The sequence below is a fragment of the Sporosarcina cascadiensis genome (assembly GCF_009650995.1).
Taxonomy (GTDB): domain Bacteria; phylum Bacillota; class Bacilli; order Bacillales_A; family Planococcaceae; genus Sporosarcina; species Sporosarcina cascadiensis.
In genome coordinates this window covers 165,053-190,705 of sequence record NZ_WHVV01000007.1, presented here as the reverse complement: position 1 = coordinate 190,705, position 25,653 = coordinate 165,053, and the positions used below count along the sequence as shown (strand labels likewise).

The 25,653-nt window shown below is 45.2% G+C and carries 15 protein-coding genes; 5 read left to right on the top strand and 10 right to left on the bottom strand.

Annotated elements, in window-relative coordinates; genetic code table 11:
- The first annotated feature begins 423 nt into the window (after window positions 1-423).
- A complete protein-coding gene (locus tag GDZ68_RS09680) occupies window positions 424-2,019 on the top strand; it encodes a SulP family inorganic anion transporter (RefSeq protein ID WP_153722089.1) in 1,596 nt (531 codons plus the stop codon).
- A 41-nt stretch (window positions 2,020-2,060) separates the two neighbouring features.
- Here the strand turns inward: GDZ68_RS09680 and murJ are convergent, their stop codons facing one another.
- Window positions 2,061-3,344 carry a murein biosynthesis integral membrane protein MurJ gene (gene murJ / locus GDZ68_RS09675; protein ID WP_153722088.1) on the bottom strand — a complete coding sequence of 428 codons (1,284 nt, stop codon included), beginning with the start codon at window positions 3,342-3,344 and terminating at the stop codon, window positions 2,061-2,063.
- 1 nt (window position 3,345) lies between these two features.
- Complete coding sequence (locus tag GDZ68_RS09670; RefSeq protein WP_153722087.1) at window positions 3,346-4,443, bottom strand: glycosyltransferase; 1,098 nt, start codon at window positions 4,441-4,443, stop codon at window positions 3,346-3,348.
- Window positions 4,444-4,735: 292 nt separating this feature from the next.
- Here GDZ68_RS09670 and GDZ68_RS09665 point away from each other — a divergent pair, with 292 nt between their 5' ends.
- Window positions 4,736-5,632: a C40 family peptidase gene (locus GDZ68_RS09665; RefSeq protein ID WP_153722086.1), complete on the top strand. Its 897-nt coding sequence runs from the start codon at window positions 4,736-4,738 to the stop codon at window positions 5,630-5,632.
- A gap of 165 nt (window positions 5,633-5,797) precedes the next feature.
- Window positions 5,798-7,465: an N-acetylmuramoyl-L-alanine amidase gene (locus tag GDZ68_RS09660; RefSeq protein WP_153722085.1), complete on the top strand. Its 1,668-nt coding sequence runs from the start codon at window positions 5,798-5,800 to the stop codon at window positions 7,463-7,465.
- A 659-nt stretch (window positions 7,466-8,124) separates the two neighbouring features.
- Here GDZ68_RS09660 and GDZ68_RS09655 read toward each other — a convergent pair.
- Together GDZ68_RS09655 and aceA are read right to left on the bottom strand one after the other, a co-directional pair.
- A complete protein-coding gene (locus GDZ68_RS09655; RefSeq protein ID WP_153722095.1) occupies window positions 8,125-9,294 on the bottom strand; it encodes a pyridoxal-phosphate-dependent aminotransferase family protein in 1,170 nt (389 codons plus the stop codon).
- Window positions 9,295-9,513: 219 nt separating this feature from the next.
- On the bottom strand, window positions 9,514-10,794 hold the full coding sequence (gene aceA, locus GDZ68_RS09650) for an isocitrate lyase (RefSeq protein ID WP_153722084.1): 1,281 nt from the start codon (window positions 10,792-10,794) through the stop codon (window positions 9,514-9,516).
- A gap of 209 nt (window positions 10,795-11,003) precedes the next feature.
- Here aceA and GDZ68_RS09645 point away from each other — a divergent pair, with 209 nt between their 5' ends.
- Window positions 11,004-11,669 (top strand): LytTR family DNA-binding domain-containing protein, encoded by a 666-nt coding sequence (locus GDZ68_RS09645; protein ID WP_153722083.1) that lies wholly within the window; start codon window positions 11,004-11,006, stop codon window positions 11,667-11,669.
- A 34-nt stretch (window positions 11,670-11,703) separates the two neighbouring features.
- Here GDZ68_RS09645 and GDZ68_RS09640 read toward each other — a convergent pair whose 3' ends face one another.
- The 3 genes from GDZ68_RS09640 to GDZ68_RS09630 form a co-directional block, all read right to left on the bottom strand.
- Window positions 11,704-12,858, bottom strand: a complete 1,155-nt coding sequence (locus tag GDZ68_RS09640; protein ID WP_228551071.1) for a polysaccharide pyruvyl transferase family protein — start codon at window positions 12,856-12,858, stop codon at window positions 11,704-11,706.
- Window positions 12,859-12,978: 120 nt separating this feature from the next.
- Window positions 12,979-15,255: a phosphodiester glycosidase family protein gene (locus GDZ68_RS09635; protein WP_153722081.1), complete on the bottom strand. Its 2,277-nt coding sequence runs from the start codon at window positions 15,253-15,255 to the stop codon at window positions 12,979-12,981.
- 680 nt (window positions 15,256-15,935) lie between these two features.
- The gene (locus GDZ68_RS09630; protein WP_153722080.1) at window positions 15,936-17,399 is read right to left on the bottom strand and encodes an O-antigen ligase family protein; all 1,464 of its coding nucleotides are present in this window, start codon (window positions 17,397-17,399) and stop codon (window positions 15,936-15,938) included.
- A 205-nt stretch (window positions 17,400-17,604) separates the two neighbouring features.
- Here GDZ68_RS09630 and GDZ68_RS09625 point away from each other — a divergent pair, with 205 nt between their 5' ends.
- Window positions 17,605-19,629 (top strand): S-layer homology domain-containing protein, encoded by a 2,025-nt coding sequence (locus GDZ68_RS09625; RefSeq protein ID WP_228551070.1) that lies wholly within the window; start codon window positions 17,605-17,607, stop codon window positions 19,627-19,629.
- Between the two features lie 295 nt (window positions 19,630-19,924).
- Here GDZ68_RS09625 and GDZ68_RS09620 read toward each other — a convergent pair whose 3' ends face one another.
- The 3 genes from GDZ68_RS09620 to leuC form a co-directional block, all read right to left on the bottom strand.
- Window positions 19,925-22,189, bottom strand: a complete 2,265-nt coding sequence (locus GDZ68_RS09620; protein ID WP_153722079.1) for an S-layer homology domain-containing protein — start codon at window positions 22,187-22,189, stop codon at window positions 19,925-19,927.
- A gap of 970 nt (window positions 22,190-23,159) precedes the next feature.
- Complete coding sequence (leuD, locus tag GDZ68_RS09615) at window positions 23,160-23,744, bottom strand: 3-isopropylmalate dehydratase small subunit (RefSeq protein ID WP_153722078.1); 585 nt, start codon at window positions 23,742-23,744, stop codon at window positions 23,160-23,162.
- 13 nt (window positions 23,745-23,757) lie between these two features.
- Complete coding sequence (leuC, locus tag GDZ68_RS09610; RefSeq protein ID WP_153722077.1) at window positions 23,758-25,170, bottom strand: 3-isopropylmalate dehydratase large subunit; 1,413 nt, start codon at window positions 25,168-25,170, stop codon at window positions 23,758-23,760.
- Window positions 25,171-25,653: the final 483 nt, after the last annotated feature.

Below are 25,653 nucleotides of genomic sequence, written 5' to 3'. Positions count from 1 at the left end.
ATCCCCCAGCGCCGAAGCGGATTTAAACTGCAAACACATCCCCCATTCAAACTTCTTGCAAGGTCGAGAAACCGGGATCAACACTAACTAAACTCACACTCTGTAAAAATGTAGTATGACATACTTTCTCCAATACCAGCGAAGGCGCAACTGCGGGGTTAGCCGTTGCTGTGAGACTGTTGGCACGTTCTTCGCCAGTAGGCTCATAGCGTAAGGCAATCCCCCAGCGCCGAAGCGGGTTTAAACTGCAAACTCATACCCCATTCAAACCTCCTGCTAAATCGAGAAACGGAAACAACACCAGCTTCGTTATTTCAAGAAGAAAAACCGTCTCTATAATTATACACTCCTTGTATAATCAAATAGACTGCGATATAATTAGAATTGTAAGATATATACTATAAGTGGAAGAAGTGAACAATTATGTTCAAAGACCAGCGCTATCTTCAATATAATGCAGCAGGGTTCCGGCAGGATTTAATTGCAGGGATTACTGTTGGAATTGTAGCCATTCCACTTGGGATGGCTTTTGCAATTGCCTCGGGCGTCAAGCCGGAGTATGGATTATACACAACCATCATTGCCGGACTGCTCGTCGCGCTGTTTGGAGGCTCGCGCTTTCAGATTGCAGGACCAACGGGCGCGTTCATTCCAATTTTATTGGCAATTGTTCTGCAGTATGGTTACGAGGATCTATTGATCGCCGGATTTTTAGCGGGTATTTTCCTGGTTATTATGGGGTTCCTGGGTGTCAGTAATTTAATTCATTTCGTGCCCAGGTCCGTGACGATTGGTTTTACTACAGGGATTGCCGTCATTATCTTCACAGGACAGTTTCAGAACTTTTTTGGCCTGACCGGTGTTGAAAAGAAAGAGTTCTTCCATGAAAGCATGATCGAAATCGCAAGAAATTCTGGCACCGTGAACACATTCAGTATTTTGACAGCAGTTATTGGTTTGCTGGTTATTTTTATTTTGCCGAAGATTGCACCCAGAATTCCGTTGTTATTAGTGGCCTTATTAATCCCGACAATTTGTTCTATTCTATTTTTTCCCGGAAAAGTCGAAACAATTGGGACTTCATTCGGCGGAATTCCACAGCATCTGCCCAGTTTCCACTTTCCTGAAATCACTTTATCTAAACTCGTTGCCTTGTGGCAGCCTGCTCTTATCATCGCGGCGCTTGGTGCCATCGAATCGCTATTGTCAGCAGTTGTAGCAGACGGAATGAAAAGCGATGTGCCGAAACATGACTCAAAAAGAGAGCTATTTGGTCAGGGCATCGCGAACATGGTGACTCCGCTGTTCGGCGGGATACCGGCAACAGGTGCCATCGCCCGTACCGCCACCAATATCCGGTCAGGTGCAGTCAGTCCGGTGTCCGGTGTTATCCAAAGTTTATTCGTCTTGGCATTTTTGCTCGTATTCGCACCTTATGCATCCTATATTCCGTTAGCCGCCATGGCACCGATTCTGATGTATGTCGCCTGGAATATGAGCGCGAGAAAAGCATTCGTGCAAATCGTCTCGCTGCGTTCAGGAGATTCCCTCGTTTTATTGACAACATTTCTCCTGACAATCTTCCTGAACTTGACGATTGCCGTAGAAGTCGGCATTCTGCTCGCGGCGCTCTCATTCCTTCGAAAAATGAGCGGTGCGCTGGATATTAAAGAGAGCAAGTTGACAGAGGTTGAAATATTCAAGTTAGGAGCTGATTCGGGAAGTAAACTGATTAAGTATAAACTTTCCGGTCCGTTATTTTTTGGAACCGCCAAAAATTTTGAAGACCGCTATCCCAAGCTGCTGGACATCGAACAGTCCATTATTATTCTCGATATGAAAAACCTGACTGCATTGGACGCAACAGGCGAAGCGGCCCTGTCCGCCCTGCTTGATGAAGCGAAACGACTGGATAAACGCCTCATTTTTAAAAAAGTACCTCCGAATAAAGTAAAACTGTTCAAACGAAGCGGCTTGTTTGATAAAATCGGTGAAAGAAATTTTTTTATGCTATTCTAAAGAGCGTCCTCTCATTATCGAGAGGACGCTCTTTAGAATAGTTACAACTTCCACTTGAATCTAGCATAAGCAGCCAATAACACAAAGTTGACTGCCGCACTGATCACCGTGCCGTAAGCAATTGCCTGCGTACCAAGCTGGTCCACAAACGCGAATATGATTGCAATATTTATTCCAAACACGCTGATCAAGCTGAAAATGATTGGCATGATAGAGTTTCCTTTGGCATAATAAAAACGTGTCACATACGTATTCGCAGCCAGGAAGAACATGGAGATCGCAAATATTTTAAAAACTGGCACTACGAGCATAATATCTTCTTCCCCAAAGTTTCTATAGCCGAAGATCAGGCGGACGAGTGGCTCAGCAAAAAAATAACAGAAGGCGCTGGCAGGCACCAGCAGCGTAACCATATAGAGCATACCCTTTTTATAGAGCATCTTAATCGTCTGCGTGTCCCCTTCGCCTTCCTTTTTAGCGAGCATCGGATAGATAACTGTCGTAACGGCGGTCATCAAAATGGCCTGAGGAAAACTGGCCAGCTTTGATGCATAGTTGACAGAGGAAATCGCCCCTTCTCCCAGTCCTCCTGCTGCAAATCGATGAATAATAAAGTAAAACTGCAACGAAGCACCACCAAATAATATTGGCAATGCGAGCCACCACAACTTTTTAATATCCGGTGTCATGCCGAATGACGGTTTTAGCGAAGACAGGTCCGCCCGCTTAATCCCCCAATATAAGAACAATACCATCAGAATCGCACTGACCATTGCGCCGGCTCCATAAGATTGCGGTCCGAGCCATCCAGTCAGCACCACACCGATGATGGCAAACGCTGCATTATAAAGAAGAATCGCAAGGCTCGACAGTTGGAACCGGTCATTGATGTTCAATAATCCGCTCATCCATGTTGACATGACCAGCAAGATAGACGACGGCATCATCCAAAAGAACAACTTTTTCGTCAGCGCATAGTCTTCTTCGCTCAGATCTTTGAAAATCAGATGCAGAATCGGATCAGTCAACAAAAGAATCAGCCCAGTAATCAGCACGGCGGACAGGACAACTGTCGTGAATGCCTTACGGACGTACAGCTCTTTATCCATTTTAGAAGAGTGATAGACGGAAATGAAAGCTGTCGTCAATGCGCCGCCAAGCACTAAGTAAATAAAGTTCGGAATCGTATAGGCTGTTGCAATCGCATCGGCGACTTTACTGGTACCGTACTGGAAACCAATCACCATTTCCCGCCCGAAGCCAAACAGTCTGGCGACAATATTAATAATCGCCACAGCTCCGATAATCTTAAATAATTTGCTCATGTCAGAATCCCTTCCCGTACCGTGAGTAGATATCATTCAGTCTCTTGACGATCACCTCAAAGGAATGTTGCTGGACAGCCTGCTGTATGACTTCCTGCTGCGCACGGGTCACTTCATTGGAAAGAGCTTGATCGAGACCTTCCGCCAATGAATCCGCGCTGCGCGGTTCGACTAGAATGCCCGCCCCATCCTGCAGCAGATAGGGAAGTCCGCCAACATTCGTTGCTACTACTTTAGCGCCTGAAGCCAATGCTTCGAGTACGACCAAACCGAATCCTTCATGATAAGAAGGGAGGGCCAGTATATCGGCCGCAGACATCCATTTAGCGAGTTCAGTCTGGCTGACAGGTTCTTTAAACTCGATACCTGCAGCTCCTGTCTCTTGAATTTTCTGCTTAACTGTTTCAGTGAAACGCTGATCTTTTTGAGAGCCTATTATATAAAGAAGGAGATCTGGATGAGATGCTTTCACTTGCCGATAGGCTTCCAGTAGTTCCATTACGCCTTTCGATTCTATAACATTTCCTACAAAAATCAGGACATGTTCATTCAACGGAACATTCAAGAGAAGACGTGCCTCTTCCCGCCCCATCGGCTTAAAGATATTCGTGTCCACGCCCATGCTCATGACTTCTACGTTGGAAGGCGCAATTCCGTAATCTTCAATTACATCCTGCCGTAACTTTTCACCGACTGTGATGATATGTGAAGCTTCTTCTAATATTTTTCGGGTAAAGCCTGCAATCCGGCTGCTTTTTTTCGCCATCTTATCCAGATCTCCGCCATGGACAGTCACAATATAAGGAAGGCCGAATAGTTTCTTGCCTATATATGAAAGAATCCCTGTCGGAAACGCGTAATGCGCGTGCGTAATACCAATCTTCTTTTTATTTGTGAGTAAGTAGGTGAAGGATTGTAATCCCCAGGAGATATATTTGGAAATCTTTTCAATCGGACCTTTCCCCGGTTCATGAATGGCGATGACTTTGACATCAAAACCGTTGTTTTGTAATAGTTCAACTTGGTTTTTCACAAAAATCCCATATGTAAGATGTTCTGCAGATGGATACATATTGCTAAATATTACTGCTTTCTTCACTAAATACTCATCCTTTGTCGCTTTCCGTTTGACCGGATATCAGCTCTTTTATTCGTTGAATGATTATACCACAACTGAGGCAGTAAGAGAGTTATGATCATCATTGACACTTTTCTACTTCTTCTATTTACATGAAAACGCCAGGCGGGAATCTACTAACATTTCAACTACTCTCTCATATGTAATGCTCTTGTAATGTAAATGTAACAAAAAACACGTTTATCCGTGCTAATATATTCGTAGATTACAAAGCACAACAGTTGATTGTGCGAAAGGGGAATACGAGAATAGCATGAAACGTCTTTTGTCTCTGGTTTTTGCGAGTCTACTTTTCTTTTCACTTGCACCAGAATTTGCTTCTGCAAACTCATCTACGTCACTAATCAGCTCTTTACGCACACATATGGGAACTCCGTATGTTTATGGAGGAACGACTCCATCGGGATTTGACTGCTCAGGTTACATACAATATGTATTTAAAAAAGAAGGGCATTCTGTTCCACGCACAACGGGACAGCAATTCTCTACAGGTACTTCCGTTTCAAAAAACAATCTGCAAGTTGGAGATTTAGTTTTCTTCAATACGACAGGACGCGGTGTTTCCCACGTTGGTGTATACGCCGGTTCGAATAACTTTATCCACGCTTCTACAAGTAAAGGCGTTACGGTCACTTCATTGAACGATCCATACTATTGGGGCAGCCGTTATATCGGCGCACGCCGGGTAGCAAGTTTCGATGACGAGAAAATGGTTGCTGCTGCAGCTCCTGTGAAAGAAGTAGTTTACGCAAGCCGCGCTGAAGTCGCGAAAGAACTTGCCGAGACGCTCCAGCTCGATACAGCTTCAGCAAACGTAACATTTAATGATGTCGATGAATCAAATCCAAACTATGCTGCAATCGCAGCGGTTGCAGAAGCAAATATCTTCTCAGGCGACCAAGGTAATTTCATGCCGGACGGCGAATTGACCCGTGCTCAAATGGCGAAAGTTTTAGTACAAGCTTTCGACCTTCACGGATCTGCGCAGGCAAACTTTAAAGATGTTCCTGCTGGCCACTGGGCAACTGAATATATCAACATTCTCTATCATCACAACATCACAACTGGTTATGGAGACGGCACATTCGGTTTAGAAGATAAAGTGACTGCCGCACAATTGAACAAATTCATTGATCGTATTAATAAGTAAGTAACACGCCGGATGTTCTATTAGAGGACATTCGGTTTTGTCTAATTAAGACGAAACATCCCCGGCAAAGTTACTATTTTCCGAACACTGTCGAAAACATCTAGTAATTATTTTCCACCGCTGTTACACTGAGTCTATCAAGCTAGTATATTTAAGGAGGATTCCATGAATCAGTTTAAATGGGCAGCAACAACCGTGCTGCTACTTACCATCTTAGTTCTCTCACCTCTTCAGTCCTTGGCAAGTTTCAAGTTTTCCGACGTACCCGCCGAACGCGAATATTTTAAAGAGGTTCATTACATAGCCGAAAAAGGAATTGTTAATCAATCTGCTAAATTTAATCCAAAAGATAACTTAAAACGTGCTCACGTTGCAAAAATGCTGGTTATTGCGAAAGGCGAGCAAAATACACCAGTCAAAGAAGACATGAAGATTGACGGTTTAGATCCCAGCGATGAGCAATACAAATTTGCAAACATCGCGATTCAAAAAGGCTATTTTCAGTTCTCAGATGGCAGCCGCTTCAATCCGAATGAAGAAATCAAACGCGACGAAATGGCATACGCTCTCTCTGAAGCATTCAATTTATCAGAAAAGGTAACCAGCCAGAAACCTTTAGTATTAACAGATGTAACCAAACACAAATATGTAGAACGCATCAACGGCCTGTACTACGCGGGCATCACACAGGGCGACAATAAAAAGTTCCTGCCAAGCGACAAATTAACACGTTCTCAATTTGCCCTTTTCATTGCACGTGCAATGGATAAGCAATTTGCTTTAACAGTAAAAACACCGGATCAGCAATCCAGTGTCCGATATGTAAAAGTGGATACTGGCAATGACAAAGATCCTTTAAATGTTCGTTCATCTCCATCAGCTACCTCTTCTATCATCGGTACTCTGGCTAACGGAGTGGTTGTTGAAGTAACAGGAAGCACAGGTACTTGGTTGAAAGTGAGCCTGAATGGCAAGGTTGGCTATATCAGCGAAAATTATACTACAGGCAATTTGGAAGAGTCGAAGCCAAGCGAACCGGCTCCCCCTGTCAGCAAGCCTGACCCTGCCCCGACGGCTAAATTAATGGGTAAAGTAACAGTAAACAATCTTAACGTTCGTTCAGCAGGTAATTCAAGTGCTGCAACAATCGATAAGCTGAGTACCGGAAAAAAAGTACAAGTCTTATCTGTCTCCGGATACTGGGCAAAAATCAATTACGATGGCAAAGTGGGCTATGTACACAAGTCTTATTTGAAACTCTTGAATCAAACTGGCAACCCATTGCGTGACCGAGTCATTGTCGTAGATGCAGGACATGGCGGACATGACCCCGGTACCGGCAAGAACGGCCAAACAGAAAAAGCAATTACCTTAAAAGTTTCAAAGAAGCTGGAAGCGAAGCTGAAAAATGCCGGCGCTAAAGTTTTGATGACACGTTCAACTGATAAGTATTATACATTGGAAGCAAGAACGGACTTCGCGAAAAAGAATTACGCCGAAGCGTTTGTATCCATTCACGTCAACTCTGCAGGTTCTTCTGCAAGCGGCGCTGAAACCTATTATGATTCTTCCGCAAACCCGAATGCGACAGAAAGCCGTGATTTAGCTGCTTTCATTCAGCGCAATATTGTGCAGAAAGCCAATATGGTCGACCGTGGTGTGAAGAATAATCGTTTCTATGTTATCCGCAATAACAACGTGGCGGCAGTTCTGGTTGAGCTTGGGTTCCTGTCAAACTCAGCGGACTTTGCGAAACTGACAAGCGACAAGTATGCAGATATTTACGCAGATGCGATCTACACAGGTCTTCACCAGTATTACAGTAAAAACTAATACAGTTTCCCTCTCAAGCCCTTGCTTGAGAGTTTTTTTATGAAATGAAAAGTTACTTTAATATAGATTCTTGGACGTAGTTTCCGATGCACGACTTTGCAGGAAGACTAAATGAAGTGTGTGTTTGTAGTTTAAACCCGCTTCGGCGCTGGGGGATTGCCTTACGCTATGAGCCAGCTGGCAAAGACCACGCCAGTTGTCTCACAGCAACGGCTAACCCCGCAGTTGCGCCTTCGCTGGCGTGAGAAATATATGACATATTGCATTTTTACAGAGTATGAGTTTAGTTAGTGTTGTTCCCGTTTCTCGACTATGCAAATGTATTGACCACAAGAGTCTTAGCCTTCATAGTATATTAAGTATTGCATGAGATATTTCACCTCTCACAAGTCTCAAATACCATGCTCATACTGCCTGCTTACACAAAAAGTCTTGAATCATCAGCCAGTGTACCGGAGTGCAGGGCGGCGACTCCTGCGGGATTCAGCGCGACCGGCGAGACCCCGCAGGTAGCGCAGCGGACGAGGAGGCTCGCCCGCGCCCCGCGGAAAGCGTCCGCCCGGAACGCAGGGAAACGATATTCTTTCACAAACTCATTCTTTAAACCGCAAACTAAAAAAAGCCGGAAGAGAGATTTTTTCTCCCTTTCCGGCTTTTTCTCATGCAGTTACCTGACTGATTTCATTCGCAAACACTTGCTGGGCCTTGGCGATATCCACTGTGTGCCCCATTTCATTCAGCGTCTCGCCAATCTGCATGACGGCTTTCTCCAGCATATCCGCAGTGGTGTTACCCATATGTCCGATACGGAACGCTTTGCCTGCCAGATGTGCCAATGAACCGGAAAGGATCGTGCCCTTATCCGCCATGGCTGCACGGAACTTCGCATCGTCCACGCCTTCCGGGTACTGAATACAGCTTAGTGTCGGTGCTGCCACTTCTTCAGATGCCAGTGCTTTCATGCCATACACCGCCAAACTTTGTCGCACTGCGCGGCCGAATGCTTTATGGCGCTTGATGCGCTCTTCCATGCCTTCGTCTAGTACGATGCGCAGCCCTTCTTCCAGCCCATAAATCAGATTCACGGCAGGTGTCGCAAAATATTTAGACGGGTCATGCATAACAGGAATCCAGTTATAAATATCACAGTAATACGCCTGCACTCTTTTCATTGCCGCACGCGCGTCCAAAGCAGGCTGATTAAAGGCAACGAGCGCGAGACCCGGAGGCACGCCGATCGCTTTTTGTGATCCCGTTAAGACAATATCCAGTGTATTGCCCGCTCCGCCATATTCCCTGCTCATATCTTCATCCATCGCCGTTGTCGCACAGACACCATCGACAATTACTAACGCGCCGTGCTTCTTGATGACCGGTACGATCGCTTCCAAGTCAGCTGCGACACCAGTAGAAGTGTCAGCATGCGTGACCGTAACGGCCTTGTAATTACCTTCTGCCAGCTTACGATCAATCTCTTCAGGAGAAACCTGCTGTCCCCATTCCGACTGCAATACCTCGACTTCAATACCGAAAGCCTGTCCCAGCTTAATAAAACGGTCACCAAAATAGCCCTGACTAACCACGAGGAGTTTTTCTCCTTCTGCAATCGTGTTGACGATGGCCATTTCCATTGCAATCGTGCCTGAGCCCGCTACGACGAATACTTCTCCGCCGGTATTGAAAACTTTTCGAGTCTGGTCAATCGTATGTTTATAGATTTGGACGAAACGCGGATCTGTATGCGATCGTGTTTCTCTCGTCATTGCATCATAAATGGAATCTACTACGGGCGTCGGCCCCGGAATTAACAGCATTTCTTCATTTCTCATCATCTAGTTCCTCCTCATCAAGTACCTGCCTTTAATAATAGCAAACTAACAGAATTTTTCAAACGAATTAAAAGAAGGGAATTGGACTCGCATCCAATTCCCTCCCCCTCTCACGACATCTACTGGAAGATGAGGTGACCCCGTTATCATATAAATACCCCTTTTATTTAAACGAACGTGAAATTCCCCAAAGTCACATTCGGCGGTTCCTTCAGTCAATTAAAACTGTGCTGTTTCAGTAGAACCAGACATAGCAGTTGTTGAAGATTGACCTTCAGAGATTACTTGTGCAACTTCGTCAAAGTAGCCCGTGCCCACTTCGCGCTGGTGACGAGTAGCTGTGTAGCCTTTTACTTCATTATCAAACTCCGCCTGCTGAAGCTCTGAGTAAGCGCCCATGCCGCGAGTTTTGTAGCCGTGTGCCAATTCGAACATGCTGTGGTTCAATGTGTGGAAACCTGCAAGTGTAACGAACTGGAACTTGTATCCCATTTTACCAAGCTCAACCTGATACTTTTCAATTGTTGCATCATCCAGGTTCGCTTTCCAGTTGAATGAAGGTGAACAGTTATATGCTAACATTTTTTCAGGGAATTTCGCGTGGATTGCATCTGCGAATTCCTGTGCTTCTTCAAGTGACGGGTGAGAAGTTTCACACCATACCAAGTCAGCGTATTCTGCATAAGCAAGTCCGCGTGCAATTGCTTGCTTGATACCTGGCTTAGACTTATAGAATCCTTCGTTTGTGCGCTCTCCCGTCAAGAATTCTGCATCTACTGGATCGATATCGCTGGTAACCATATCAGCAGCATCAGCGTCTGTACGAGCGATGATTACTGTATCAACGCCCAGTACATCAGCAGCTAAACGTGCAGCAGACAGGTTGCGGACTGCGTTTTGAGTCGGAAGAAGTACTTTACCGCCCAAGTGTCCGCATTTCTTTTCAGAAGCCAATTGGTCTTCCAAGTGAACACCTGCAGCACCTGATTCGATCATGCCTTTCATTAATTCGAATACGTTAAGCGGTCCCCCAAAACCAGCTTCCATATCCGCTACGATCGGTGCGAACCAGTCAAATCCGTCTTCACGGCCTTCCGCATGGTCGATCTGGTCAGCACGCTGAAGTGCCTGGTTGATGCGTTTAACAACTGCAGGTACAGAGTTTGCCGGATATAAACTTTGGTCAGGATACATTTGTCCTGCAAGGTTTGCATCAGCCGCAACTTGCCATCCGCTCAGATAAATTGCCTGCAGACCGGCTTTAACCTGCTGTACTGCCTGATTCCCTGTCAAAGCCCCCAATGCATTGACGAAATCTTCTTCATGAAGAGATTTCCAAAGGCGTGCAGCTCCTTTTTCAGCCAGTGTATTTTGAATCAGCAGTGATCCGCGTAGCTTTACGACGTCCTCAGCAGTATAGTTGCGTTTGATCCCTTTCCAACGGCTATCCTCAGCCCAGCTTTTCTCCAGTTGTGCAATTTGTTCTTGTCTTGTTGACATATTCTTCACACCTTCCCCTTTTTTAAACGTGTAACCGTTACAACTGTTTCATAACAGTTATCTTCGTTATGTATTACTATATAACAGTGCATCAGAATTGTCAGTTCATTTCGACAAAAAGGCTTTTTTAGCGGATGAAAGAATGGTAGAATGGATGAAAAGGAAAGAGAATGGGTTGAAACTATAAACAAAGGGGTTTATGTTAATCTATGGAAAATGTTGATATCCCAAAGAAAATTCTGAATCAATACGCAACGATTTTAGATGATTGGGTGCCTAAAGATGCCTCTATTGCGATCGCGATCAAGGATCGTTACATCTATTATGATCCAGGCATGCATGACATTCATTTAAAAGAAGGACAGGATATCCAGGCAGGCAGCATTGCAGAAGTGACGATTAAAGAAAGACGTAAAGTAGAGGTAGTAATGGATAATACACTTTACGGAATGTCTTATTTCGGGATGGGCTACCCCATTGATGTCAAAGGGGAACCGGGTGCACTGATCATTATCCTCCCGCCGAACTTCCATGTGCTGAAGAGGGATCAGCTTCAATTTTTAACCGGCAAACGGGAAGATGAATGGTATCCGATTCCTATAGAACAGGTAACATATGTGGAGAGCCTGCATAAAAAAACTTGGTTCTATACGAATGCCGATCATTATAATATTAGTTTTACTTTAAAAGACCTGCAGCTCCGTCTGCCAAGATTCTTTTTACGGATCCACCGCTCTTATATTATCAACATGAACGGTATTGAAAAAATTTCAAGGGATTTTTCTTCCAACCTCGTCATTACATTGGTAGACGGCACAGAACTTCCCGTCAGTCAGACTTATATAAATGAAGTGCGCTCTATGCTGGGATTTTGAGTAAAGAAAAAACGTATGAAACTGAATTTCAGTTTCATACGTTTTTTTTGATTGCTTCGGTAAATTGACGTGTACCGCTCATTGCTTCTTCATATAATTTCTCAGAAAGCTGCGCCGTCTCTTCACAAGTTTTCTTCCAGTCTCCCGCTAAATATTCGTATGCCTTGGTGAAGTGTTCATCCGATTGATGCATGTCTCCGATCGGAACCGCCACATTCCCCAAATTCGCAAGCTTCATGAAGTCCGTCACTTTGTGATGGTAGCAGACCGCGATTACCGGTGTTGCCGTACATGTCGCTAAGATTAGTGAATGCAGTCTTGTCCCGATCACCAAGTCCTGAGATGCCGTAATATCCAGCAAATCATCAGGCAAGAGATTTTGGTCGATGACGGTTGTATGATCGGCTTCCTTCATTAAAGCTTGAATATCCTTCGTTACGTCCGCGTCCTGCGGGAATTTTGTAGCAAAAAAAGTAATCTCAACCGGACGTGCAGCAGCGAGCGCGTCAAGATTCCTGGCCATTCCTTCTATATACTGTTGATAGATTTCTTCTTTACTCTCCGGCCAATAGCCGCCATGATAATAAGGAACTGCGGTTACCCCGATTTTTATCGGCTTCACCGCTGACTCTTTCCGTTCTCTTTTCAAAGAAAATGCCGGATCTCCGATTACCTGTATTTCTTTCTTTACACCTACAGTCTTCAATAAATCTGAAGATTCCGGATCGCGCACGGAAATGCTGTGCGCATGCCTGCTCATATACCGAATAAACCATTTCCCTAAATCGCTGCTCAGCGGACCGGCGCCACAGCCATAAATGACATAAGGCACACCGGCATTTTTCGCCATCATCGCATATGATCCGTATAAAGGTGCTTCCCGTTTATACAGATCCATCAGAATCCCGCCGCCGCCGATAATAAGAAGATCAAATGTCTTCACGACTTTCCTGTTGTTCATATAAGTCGCACCGAATGTTTTCACCGCATTGCCCTTTTTATAATATAGCGGTGCACTCATCACCTGATAGCGTTTCGCTGTTTGTTTCGGATTATTACTGAACACCGTAATGACGTCGCTTGGAACCTGGAACACTTTCTTCACTTGAGTAATGATGCTCAGTAAAATTGCTTCATCTCCGTTATTGTCATTCCCATAGTTGCCTACGATTCCTATTTTCACTTTCATACATCCTTTTCAGATCATTTGCTTTAAGTATAGCAGAGCCTTCTTTTTTATTGTATCCAAATGAAAGAGAAGCCTCCAAATCAACATATATCCCATTGATCTAGAGGCTTCATTCTTCATTTACAAATTCATGCTTCTATAAAGGAAGGCACTGAATTGTGCACGGTTGACCGGAAGACCAGGCATGAATTTCCCTTTTTCATTCCCCGTTGTAATTCCGTGGTTCGCCAGAATATGAATCTGTTTATATGCACCGTGCTGAGGGGATACGTCGTTAAATTTCTTGGCAGACTCCCCTTCCAGCTTATAAGCTTTTACAAGAATCATTGCCATTTGAGAACGGGTAAGCTCGCCTTTCGGATCAAAAGTTCCATTTGCATGGCCGCCTACTATATTCGCATTTGCGATGGCATTGATTTCATTATAATAACGATGGCTTTTCGGCACATCACTGAAGCTGTGTTTCGCATTTTCTGTCGGTTCCAAGTTAAAAGCACGGCTTAAAATGACAGCTGCATGCTCTCTGGATAACGTATCGCCGGGATTAAATTTGCCGTCGATGTCTCCGTTAATGACACTCTGGTCGCGTAAATAATAGATCTCTGTTGCATAAGCGTACGATAATGGTACGTCTTTAAATAGTTTTGTCACGTCCGGCTTTTCGTTGCCTGACGGCGGTGTCGGATTAGGCGTTGGATTAGTTGTCGCATTGGACTTCACTTCGACCGGCACTGCAATCGTTTTGGTTCCAAGCGTTGCATTAACCTGGCCCTTGCCAGCCTTGCTGGCAGTGAAGATGCCATTTGCTGTAACAGATCCGATCTCACCTGTCACACTCCAAGTTAATTGATTGGCATTATAGATGATCGGTTTGCCCGCTGCGTCAGCCGGTGTAGCGGTAAAATTAATCTTACCTCCAGGCTTAACGCTTGTGGCAGATGATTTCACGGTTAGTTTGGCCGGCTCTGCAACCACTTTAACAGGGAATGATTGCTTTGCGGCACCGTAATTCACAATGATTCGGTCATCGCCTGCTTTTACTGCTTTATAAGTCAGACCGGTACCTTCGACAGTTCCTTTAGTGGAAGTCGTTTTCGCCTGAGACGCGATCGTTGTAATAGGATTGTAGTGGGCATCCAGCACATGATTAATTTTAAAATCTGCCGTTGCGCCAACCAGCATATCACCAATATTCGAACGTGATACACTGACAATCGCCGGTTCACCGGTCGGCGCGGTGCTCACTGCTTCTACAATTGCAGAGATATTGCGCTGACTCGCATTTGAAGTACGGTTGGCCAGGACCACTTGATTGCTGCCGTAATTACGGATGCCCATCGTCGTGGATCCGCCGCCGTCAAAATTCAATGCGCGGTCGTACCCTTGAGAAACCAGGTAGTTGGCGAACTGTGTTAATGTCATGCCGTTACTGTAGCCTGAACGTGAATCTACAGTCACCAAATGAACCTGCTTCTTATCTTTACTGATGGCGATCGCGGTTCTGGCTGTTCTAGCCGTTGCACGCCAGTTATTTGTGTCCATTGTAATATGACGCTTTCCGTCTTTTACCAGCATAGGTCCGCTCGCCATCATGAACTCGGAATCTTTCCATTTGTCATCGATTGATAGATTCAATGAAACTGCATCTCCGACATTTACTGACTTGAAGCGTTCCAGACCTTTCTTGCCGTGGACAGAAATGACAAAGCCGTTGGAAGGGATCTTAATTGGCGCCTTCTCTCCATAGCCTCGGACTTGCACGACTTTCCCCTGCGTTTTTTGTCCGTAGTGAGTAGACTTAATTGCAGAATCCGTTTCTACAACGAGCTCGATTCCGAATTCATTGGAACCCGTCGTATTTTTGACGTGCTGCGGTGTAAAGATAATCGTTTCATCTGCCTGGCGCTCGCGATTGAGGCCTGTCATTTGATAGGTATTGCCATTCACATCTACTTGAATGCCTAAATTAAAGTTGTCGATTTCCGCCTTGCCGTCCTTTGTGACACCAAACGCAATCGGATGGCTCACGTAGTAGGAGTTGGAACTAGAAATTACTCCGCCGTTGACGATTTCATTTCCTTGGGACAGCAAGTACATCGGCATGCCGGTTTTCATGTCGAAGAATGAAGCATTGACCGCTCCTACGACGCGATTTCCTTCTTTTGAATCACGGTTTGCTAATGTAAGTGTAGGCGCTGTTTTGGCTAGCGGCGAAGGGACACCCATTTTGATTTTTGTATATGGATCTCCAAGATCTACAGCTAGGTGGTTTATGTAACTGCTTCCGGAATATGTGTTTTGAGTATATTTGACTCCTGAAGAAACTGGGTAACTAGTGACGGTTTTCGTGTTGGCTGATGCTCCCAGCGGTACAGATATGAGCATAGCTGCTGACATAGCGGTCACTGCAATGCTCCGTTTCGTGCGTGACAGCAAATTTTGTTGATTGATAACGCAACTCCATCCTTCCTATTTCAATTCATTCTATAGTTTACCAAATCGAATAGGAGATTACTATGTAACGTTAGGACGAAAAATGTTGGATTTGTGGAGTTTTTGTTGTGGGTAGTGAGTTAGTGAGTGGAAATGAGACCGTTTCCCTGCGCTTCAGGCGGACGCGTTCCGGAGGGCCCGCGGTAAGCCAACTTGGTCGCTTCGCTCCCGCAAGTTGTCTTACCTGTCGGGCTGATCCTCCCGGAGTCGCCGCCTTCCGCTTCGGTACACTGGCTTGTTTTTCAATAACTTTTATGTGAGGTGCAGTATGAGCAGACTATTTGAGACTGTTATACTAGGTATCTATTCATGCAATACTTAGTAATCTGTAAAGGTTAGCAACAAAATATGTACTCTGCAAAAATCAATATAATATTCTTTCTACATACCAGCGAAGGCGCAACTGCGGGGTTAGCCGTTGCTGTGAGACTGCTGGCATGCCCTTCGCCAGCAGGCTCACAGCGTAAGGCAATCCCCCAGCGCCGAAGCGACTTTAAACTGCAAACTCACACTTCGTTCAAAAATCCTGCACAGTCGAGCAACGGAACCATAGAAACTAAATCATAAAAAAACTGCGGATGATGTTACTTGTCCGCAGTTTGAGTATTTGATTGGATTCTGGTGAGGGCTGTGAATGTGCCCAGGAGAATGAAGTAGAACAAGGTGTACATCTTCAGCTCCCAGATATTATAATACATGCCCGAGACGCCGGTTGAGAACCAGAGGGCGATCATGAAGACGCCAAAGTTCGTATGGCGCGCCTTCCAGAAATACCGCAGCATGGCCAGCAGGAATACTGCGAAGATCAGCACGCCGATGATGCCGGTTTCCGCGATCACCTGGATGTATTGATTATCTGAATAGAAATACTTGCCCCCGTAAATATCGGAATTAATTCCGTAGTGATCATAAATCGGTGAACCGTACGAAAGTGTGGCAGATCCTCCGAATGAACCGAAGCCCGTCCCCGTAACAGGATGATCTCCGAAGATCTCGAACCCTTTTCTTATATAGAAGAAACGTCCGCTTTCTGTCATTAACGCCAAGTTCTTTTCGTCAAAAGTCTCGCCAAATCTGCCGCCGATGCTTCCAGGCCCTGGCTGTTGGATATCCATGCCGAGTTCCTGAATATAATGGACCGCCAGATTTGCCGGGTAATAGATCAGGACAATCGAGACAATACCTGACAATACAAGCCTTTTTAGCAGATACCATTTTCTCGTCATTAAGATGAATACCGCGCCGAAAACGATTGCCGAAATCCATGTGCCCCTTGAATAGGTCAGAACTAGAATTCCTAAAAACAGTACCAATAGTATTCGCATCGTCCATTTATATTTATTGGCCTGATAAACGTGCTGCAGGTAAATCACGCCGATGATGCCGAAAAACAAAGATAACGCCAATGAATTCGGATTCCCTGTCAGACCATAAATCCGCACTGCATTCGTCGCAGACAATACCTTATACTTCCACTCGTCGGGCAGTAAAAACTGGCGCAGAGATAATTTTTCAATCAAACCGTGCACGGACATGACAATATTGAGCCACACCGTCACCCAGGCAAGCTGCTTCAGCCATTCATTCGTCAGTACCATCCGTGAAATGGTGTAGTACAGCAAATACATAATAATGAATGTCCGAATTTGGAAGATGACTGCAGTCGTTGCGACATCATTCATCAATCCGACAACAGAGCCGAATAAAATAAAGGCAAAATACGCCCATTCAAACCATTTGAACGTAAATAACGACCGGATATTGTGTCTGAAGCGGAACAATGTCCAAGCAAAGACGACCAATATAATCAGATCCCCTATCAATTTCGTGCCGCTGTTCACTTCAAGTAAGAACGGCCTGATATTGACATAAATCACTAGAAACAGAATGCTCTGCCGGGGCTGTATGATAGAAAATAAGACAAAAAATAAAGCCGTTCCGAGTAATGCTATTTTTGAAGGCAGAAGCAAGGCAATCAGCAACACTGCCACTGCAATCAGTAAAGTAACCGTAGACTGTTTTTCTATTCGCTGTATCCATTTATTCATTTGATTATAAATCCCTTTCTGCGCGTGCTTGTTCCTTGTTGCATTATATCACTATCTTAGACGTAATGGTAAAAGCTTTCGTTGCATCTTTTCGAATTAAAGTGGTTTTCTTCTATACTATGAATCTCTTAATATGCCAAAAGCAACTTACTACTAGTAACATTTTCTGTTACAATAGTGGGAGATTTATAGAGGGGGTTTTGATTTGAAACGATGGTTTACACTATTTACACTGCTGCTTCTTGTAGTTTCTCCGTTTTTCGCTTCAGTTGCAAGCGCAAATGACTTTAAGGATCATCAAATGGCAGAGGAACTTTCCTATTGGGTCGGAAAAGGTGTAATTCAGACCGATGCGAAAGGAAATGTCTCTCCGGATCGGGCAGTTACACGCGGCGAATTCGCTTCTTATCTGGCACGTTCTTTGGAGTTGCCAGTCTCTACGAAATTTACGTTTAAAGACCTAAAAGCCGGCAATTCGCGTACGATTGAAATTCAGAACGCGGCAGGCGCAGGGATTCTCGGCGGCTACCCGGATGGATCGTTCAAGGCAAATCAGCAGATTACCCGACAACAAATGGCGGGCATGATCTACAAAGCTTTTCGTTACTTAAACATTCCCGTGCAAACAACAACTGTTACATTTAAGGACAGCAAGAAAATTTCCCCGAATTTTGTTGGAGCGGTTTCTGCTGCATCTAACTTGAACATCATCCGTGGAGACCAAGGCTATTTCAAACCGACAAATAATGCAACGATCGCTCATGCATCGGCATTTTTGTTCAGAATGTTTGCAGTTGCTGACCAGAAGAAACCTTCTGATCCAGACGCTCCTCCGATCGATGCAGTGGATCCAGAAGTGTATAAAATCAGCTCCATTTCAAATGGCCAGCTACAGGCAACAAACCAGTTATTTTCCAAATTCGAGGATGCATTAGCTTCGTATAATGCGTCCTCTTCTGTGCAAGCTATCTCACAGAACAATAAAATTATTAAAATGAAATCTGGACAAGTATTTGCTGCAGAAAATCCAAAGCAATATACTTCTTTATATAGTGACACAAGCTTTAAGAAAGAAGTAACCTATATTCAAAAAGGCTATGAAATGGATTATATCGGCAGCAGTGAAGACCGTGTGATCGTTGGACTTGGCGGCTATACATACTATGCGAAACATAGTGAAGTCGACCTAGTACCGACACAGCTGTCAGAAGGCTCGAGCTACTATAAAGTAACAAATGACGGATTGCTTGTCCATTATCCGTATTACCGTACATTTGATGCCAAAACGAAGAAGTATACAGGCAGATACGCAGAATATACGGTAGGTCCCGCTTCATCCGCCTTCAAGCGCGGCCAGTCGTATACAAGCAACGATGGTGTACACTTCAAAGAAAACGGCAGCCGTACGGAATTAAAGTATTATCCATACTTCCAGTTCCAGTCAATACGCCAGCCTTCCACATACACAGGCCAAGAACTGGATCGTTTCATTGCTTCCGCTCTTGCCGGACGCGAACAGACAGGAATCGCACGCTATAAGAATGCAACGAAGACATCGAAGTTAGTCGGTCTCGGCACATATATCAAAGCTTCAGAAAAACTTCATGGCGTCAACGCAATGTTCGTCTTAGCGGCTGCTATCCATGAGAGTGATTATGGAATGAGCGCCAACGCGCAGACTAAAAACAATATCTTCGGCATCCGTGTATTCGATTCTTCTCCGGATAAAGGGGAAATCTATGCAGATCCGACGAAAAGTATCGACGCATTCATTGGCCGCTACATGAATTTGAATTACGCTAACCCGTTCGGCGCGTATGCCAATGGTGCAGTGCCAGGTAATAAAGCAGTCGGCTTCAATATGAAATATGCTTCCGATCCATTCTGGGGCAGCAAAATTGCAGGCCATATGTGGAGAATCGATCAGTATTTAGGCAATAAAGATGCCAATCAAGCAGAACTTGCTTTCATTTCCTATACAGGTTCAGCCGATGTGAATATTCGGACAAGCCCGGAAGTGCGCAATTCAAGCAACATCCTATTCTCATACAAAGCAAAACATCCCGGCGAGCTATCAGCATTTGGCTATCCTCTCGTTATTGTCGACCGCGCAAACAGTGCAGACGGCTACGTTTGGTATAAAGTTTTAGCAGATACAAACCCGGATTATCAATCACCAAGTGAACCATACGGCTGGATCCGTTCAGACTTGGTTACACTTATTAAATAACAAAATAAAGCGTTTCAGGAAGCCGTAATTGCCTCCCGAAACGCTTTTTTTAATTAATGTCAGACAGTATGGCAGTACAGCGCGCCAAAAAAGCAGCAAGCCGAACCAAAACGTTTCAGAACCGAACCAAAAACCTCCAGAGCCGCGCATTTCCCCCGGCCCACCGAGCCAAACAGTTCACGGAACGCACTAAACCAGTTGTTCACCGCACCATTCTATTTTCTCATTTAACCGCAAAACAGGACCACCCCTAAGTCTGATGAAATGACTTCTCGGATGGTCCTGATTTTTATTCTTACAGCGCGTCGGTATGTTCCGCACCTGCCGGCAGCAATTCAGACATGTGAATTCGCTCCAGCCCTTGTTTAATTTTCGTCGTATACCCTTTTTTATTCGTATTTAAATATTTAGCTTTCGACTTGATCATGCGTTCGAATACCGCTGTCTTTGCCGGGTCCACTTCAGACCACTTTTCATACGAATGAATTAAATCTTCAAGTGTTAAGTGAGTGTAGTCTCTTCCGGCAAACGAACCGTCCGGCGCACGCTTGTACCAGATATCTCCATCGCTTCTGATCCACTTTTTCTCTTCTAACGTAATGGCCTTTTCAATAGCCGCTGCATTCTGTAAATACACCGGATCCTTAAACTCCTGATAAGCCATCAGCAGTATGTTCATTCCGCCAAGCAAGTGGTTCATTGATGTATGTGTACGGACTTGCTGTTTTGCAGGGAAATAATCGGGAATATAATAGGCGCTCTTAGTTAACGCGCTGACATTTCCGTTTTTGTGCTGCTGAACCAATAAATTGGCGTAGTTGCGCAAGCCTTCATTGTAATCTTTATGGCCAAATGCTTTCCCGCCGTTATAAAGGAATAAGGCAATCTGTTCATTGAAGCGCGTATCGACAAACGGCGCTGTGAAGTTATACAGATTCTTCAGATACGTACTGGTCACTTCTGTTTCCCAATACGCTTTTTTACCTCTGAAGATCGCCAGGTTCGCAAATGAATTATGCAAAATATCTTCATAATATCGTTCTTGTGTTTGATTATAAAGAAGCATGACACGATCTTCTTTCACCAGCAATAGATTCCGGCCATAACCTCGTCCGGAAGCCGGCATCGGTTCAATTGTAGTCGCCATTTTATTATATGGCCCGTTCGCTGTGTACCATTTATTGCGTTTTTTATAATTAATTACTGATTCATGCATCCAAGCATCCATGCGCTGAGTGCTGGAGAATAGTTTTTCTGCTGAAGCCAGATACCATTGATCCACGATATCAAATCCGCGTGAATACAGTTCATAGACGGAGACACGTGTTGTCCCCATTTGAATATTACTGTAGGCTTCTTTTTCATCATGCAGTTCCCGTGTATGACTGGATGCGCCGTTCTGGTAATTCATCTCCAGCTCACGTGAACGGTAGGACTTCGCTATCATTTGCTGTCCCGTTCCCTGATCAGATACTGTTTCCAGCACTCCAATCGGTGAAGTGGCGATATCAAATCCAAACGTCTCATCAATATCTTTTTTCATTGGGTATTTACTGTATGGTTCAAGTCGGTTGCTGTCAATCCCGTTCTCAATATGTACCAGATCTACGCGGATCGGCAGACGCTGCGGATTGCGGAGCTCAGTGAACACGAAGTAGTCGCCGTTCCCCAGTTCCCGTTTCGTGACGGTCACACGCGTCGCTTTCATGCCGCTCACCCCGTACACATATACGTGGTCAGTCGCGTGACCGTGCGGCTCAACTCGTTTTGTGACGAGCTGCAGATAGTGATTGGAACGCAAAAACGTTCTGTCCTGCTTGGTCAGCGGTACTTCTACAAATTGCTGATCATAGCGGATCGGATCAAATTTCCCAATCGTTTTCGGTTCATTAAATGTGATGGGTTCTTTGTCTTCCAATAAACCCGCCTGGATCATTGCTCTATGTAAGAAGACGACAAATGATGCACGATTAACAGGGGACTTCGGGTCGAACGAACCATCTTCCTTGCCTGTCGTAATTCCGTGCTGCATCAGAACCTTGACACCGTATTTATGTGATTCACTGATTTTCTTGTCATCAGTAAAGTGCACTTCTTCCCCGGTGTCTTCCAATTTAAATGCTCGTACGATGACACTTGCCATCTGCTCTCGCGTCAACTGGTCGCCGGTTCCGAATGTGCCATCCGGCTTACCGCCAAATATTCCTTCTTGATAAGTCGCCATCGCTCCACGCAGATGAGAGGATTTGGGACTGACATCTTTGAAGACCGGCTGATAAGGTGCTTCCGGCAGCTTTAAGGCACCTGCCAGCAAGTTGGCCGCCTGTCCGCGCATTATGCTGACGCTCGGTCTAAATTGAAGGTCAGGATAGCCGTTAATAATTTCTTCGTCAACGAGCTGCATGACTTCATCTTTCGCCCAGAATTCATTGTGGACGTCAGAGAACCGCTGATGGTTCATTTCTGCTTTGACATTCTGCTGCGGCAGTCCAATGAATAGCAGCAGCGCGAAGAGTAAAGGGAAGATGACGAGTTTCTTCATCCCAGGTGTTTTCACCATTTTGTTATTTCACTCCATTCACTGCATTTTATAGTAACAGTATGTAGATTACTCCGACAATTATAGCATAACCTTACAATTGTTACGCCCTTTCTACACAAAACGGGGATAAGCGACTAGATGGCGGCAGTGAGGTCTTTTGCGGTAAAAGACAGTAAGCAGTGAGAGACCGTTCCCCTGCGCTACAGGCGGACGCGTGTCTTGCGGGCCCGCGGTGAGCCAAGCGAACAGCGAAGGGTTCGCTTTGCCGTATTTCTGCGTTCTTTGCAGAAATTAAGGCAATACAGGGTTCCTTCTGCATGCTATTTTCGCTTCGCTCCCGCAAGTCGTCTCACCTGTCGGGCTGATCCTCCCAGAGTGTTTTTAGCCGCGGGCTCACACGAAGTGAGTCATGCAACCGTTGCCAAGCGAACAGCGAAGGGTTCGCTTTGCCGTATTTCTGTGGTCTTTACAGAAATTAAGGCACTTGCGGCGTACTTAGGTTGCCTGGAACGAAGGTACACTGGCTGGTTTTTCAAGAATTTTTATGTGAGTATGCAGTATGAGCATAATATCTGAGACCATTACAATAGGTGGTATTTCATGCACCACTTATCATTCTGCAAAAGCTTAGGTTTCCCTAGCTCCGAAGCGGGTCCAAAAAGCAAACTTACATCCCATTCAAACCTCCCGCAAAGTCATGCAGCGAAACCACAACAACTAAATTCACGCTTAGTAAAAAATCAGTAAGAGATATTTTCTCCAACACCAGCGCCGGCGCAACTGCGGGGTCGGCCGTTGTGATGAGACTGCTGGCATGCCCTTCGCCAGTAGGCTTATCACGTAAGGCAATCCCCCAGCGCCGAAGCGGATTTTAACTGCAAACAAATACCCGCTTCAATTCTCCTGCAAAGTCGAGAATCGGTAACAATACCAGTAGAGACACAGATGCATTAAAAAACCACCCACATAAGTGGATGGCTCGATTAAATTATGCGTGTTTCTGTTCGTACTCTGTAATTTTATCTTCATACTGGAACGTCAGGGAAATTTCATCCCAGCCGTTCAGCAGCATCTTCTTATAATATGGATCGATGTCGAAGCTGTAGACTTCTCCGTCTTCGCCCGCTACCGTCTGATCTTCCAGGCTGACAGTCAAACAGTACGGCTGATCCTTGCCTTTTGCCAAAAACTCATCAACCTCAGCCACTGTCAGCTTAATTGGCAGGATACCATTTTTGAAGCAGTTGCTGTGGAAGATGTCTGCGAAACTTGGCGCGATCACAACACGGAAGCCATAATCCAATATCGCCCATGGCGCGTGTTCACGGGATGAACCGCAGCCAAAGTTTTCATGTGCTACCAGAATCGTTGAATCTGCAAAGTTCGGATCGTTTAATACGAACTCTTCATTTTTTGTACCATCCGCATTGAATCTCCAGTGATAGAATAAATACTTTCCAAAACCAGTCCGCTCAATACGCTTCAGGAATTCTTTTGAAATAATTTGATCTGTATCTACGTTGTTTTTATCTAACGGAGTGAGTACACTCTCGATTTTATTAATTGGTTCCATTTGTTACCCCTCCTTAATTATGCACAGCTGCGTCGACTTCGCGTACATCTACGAAATGACCGGCAATTGCTGCAGCTGCCGCCATGGACGGGCTGACGAGATGTGTACGGGAGCCGGCACCTTGGCGTCCTTCAAAGTTTCGATTAGATGTCGATGCACAGCGTTCCCCTGCAGGTACTACGTCATCGTTCATTGCAAGGCACATACTGCATCCTGACTCTCTCCATTCGAATCCGGCATCCATGAAGATTTGAGAAAGGCCGATATCTTCTGCCTGTTTCTTCACCGTTCGTGAACCTGGCACAACAATTGCTGTTACAGAAGGATGCACATGTTTTCCTTTTACTACATCAGCAGCTGCCTGCAGATCGCTTAGACGCGCGTTTGTACATGATCCAATAAATACATGTTGGACATCTATGGAGGAAAGAGGCATTCCTTCTTCCAGCCCCATATATTCTAGCGCAGAACGCAAAGCCTGTTTGTCAGTCTCTGACGTGTAATCAGCAGTTGAAGGTATGTGTGAAGAGATGCCGGATCCCATGGAAGGATTCGTACCCCATGTAACAAAAGGTTCGATTTCATCTGCATTGATCTCGAGTACCTGATCGTATGCTGCACCTTCGTCAGTATTTAACGCAATCCAGCGTTTTGCCGCTGCTTCGAATTCTTCTCCTTGAGGAGCATAGCGGCGTCCGCGCAGATAGTCAATCGTTGTCTCGTCAGGTCCGATCAAGCCGGCTTTCGCACCCGCTTCAATAGACATATTACAGATAGTCATGCGCTCTTCCATTGTCAAAGAGCGGATCGCTTCGCCTGTATACTCGACAATATGGCCAGTTCCTATGCCAATGCCGAATTTTGAAATGATGGCCAGAATGATATCTTTGGCAGTAACTCCAAAACCAATTTTACCGTTGACACGGATCTCCATCGTTTTTGGTTTATTCTGCCACAATGTCTGTGTCGAAAGTACATGCTCCACTTCACTCGTACCGATTCCAAACGCAATTGCTCCGAAAGCTCCGTGTGTAGATGTATGGCTGTCACCGCAGACAATTGTTTTTCCCGGCTGGGTGAGACCCAGTTCCGGTCCGATTATGTGCACGATTCCTTGATCCGGGTGCTCCATATCAGCTAATTGAACACCAAATTCTTCACAGTTTTTCGCTAAAGTTGTAATTTGTTTTTTCGCTATCGGGTCATTGATGATCGGCAAGTTTTTCGTCGGGACATTATGATCCATTGTTGCGAAGCAAAGATCCGGACGGCGCACTTTACGATTCGCTAAACGTAAGCCTTCAAATGCCTGCGGTGATGTCACTTCATGAATTAAATGAAGATCAATATACAACAGGTCCGGCTTTCCTTCCTCTTCGTAAACTACATGCTGATCCCATATCTTTTCTATAATTGTTTTTGCCATAATAGTTTCTCCTTCCAAGCCATTGCCTATATGATCTGTTTCATCCAGCTGCAAGCGCCAGCCTCTCGGGTCGTTTCGGTCTTTTCGAAAAGGTGCAAAGAGCGCACCTTGTCGATAAGCCCTTCAACGCCTGTCGAGGCTAGACGGCGCTTTCCGCTTTTGGTTTCATCCAGCTGCGACGGCCAGCTCCTCGGGTCGTTTCAGGTTTACCAGAAAGGCAAAGAGCGCCTTTATGGTAAGCCTTCCAACGCCTGTCGGAGCTAAACGGCCGTCTCCGCTTTTGGTTTCATCCAGCTGCAAGCGCCAGCCTCTCGGGTCGTTTCAGTCCGTCAGTAAAGGCAAAGGACGCCTTTATTGTCGGACTTCCAACGCCTGTCGAGGCTAGACGGCGCTTTCCGCTTTTGGTTTTCATCCAGCTGCGACGGCCAGCTCCTCGGGTCGTTTCAGGTTTACCAGAAAGGCAAAGAGCGCCTTTATGGTAAG

What these genes read in the sequence shown, in the direction of transcription:
- GDZ68_RS09680 (WP_153722089.1), top strand. Translation starts at nt 424, where the DNA reads ATGTTCAAAGACCAGCGCTATCTTCAATATAATGCAGCAGGGTTCCGG.
- murJ (WP_153722088.1), bottom strand. Translation starts at nt 3,344, where the DNA reads ATGAGCAAATTATTTAAGATTATCGGAGCTGTGGCGATTATTAATATT.
- GDZ68_RS09665 (WP_153722086.1), top strand. Translation starts at nt 4,736, where the DNA reads ATGAAACGTCTTTTGTCTCTGGTTTTTGCGAGTCTACTTTTCTTTTCA.
- GDZ68_RS09660 (WP_153722085.1), top strand. Translation starts at nt 5,798, where the DNA reads ATGAATCAGTTTAAATGGGCAGCAACAACCGTGCTGCTACTTACCATC.
- GDZ68_RS09655 (WP_153722095.1), bottom strand. Translation starts at nt 9,294, where the DNA reads ATGAGAAATGAAGAAATGCTGTTAATTCCGGGGCCGACGCCCGTAGTA.
- aceA (WP_153722084.1), bottom strand. Translation starts at nt 10,794, where the DNA reads ATGTCAACAAGACAAGAACAAATTGCACAACTGGAGAAAAGCTGGGCT.
- GDZ68_RS09645 (WP_153722083.1), top strand. Translation starts at nt 11,004, where the DNA reads ATGGAAAATGTTGATATCCCAAAGAAAATTCTGAATCAATACGCAACG.
- GDZ68_RS09640 (WP_228551071.1), bottom strand. Translation starts at nt 12,858, where the DNA reads ATGAAAGTGAAAATAGGAATCGTAGGCAACTATGGGAATGACAATAAC.
- GDZ68_RS09635 (WP_153722081.1), bottom strand. Translation starts at nt 15,255, where the DNA reads ATGTCAGCAGCTATGCTCATATCTGTACCGCTGGGAGCATCAGCCAAC.
- GDZ68_RS09630 (WP_153722080.1), bottom strand. Translation starts at nt 17,399, where the DNA reads ATGAATAAATGGATACAGCGAATAGAAAAACAGTCTACGGTTACTTTA.
- GDZ68_RS09620 (WP_153722079.1), bottom strand. Translation starts at nt 22,189, where the DNA reads ATGGTGAAAACACCTGGGATGAAGAAACTCGTCATCTTCCCTTTACTC.
- leuD (WP_153722078.1), bottom strand. Translation starts at nt 23,744, where the DNA reads ATGGAACCAATTAATAAAATCGAGAGTGTACTCACTCCGTTAGATAAA.
- leuC (WP_153722077.1), bottom strand. Translation starts at nt 25,170, where the DNA reads ATGGCAAAAACAATTATAGAAAAGATATGGGATCAGCATGTAGTTTAC.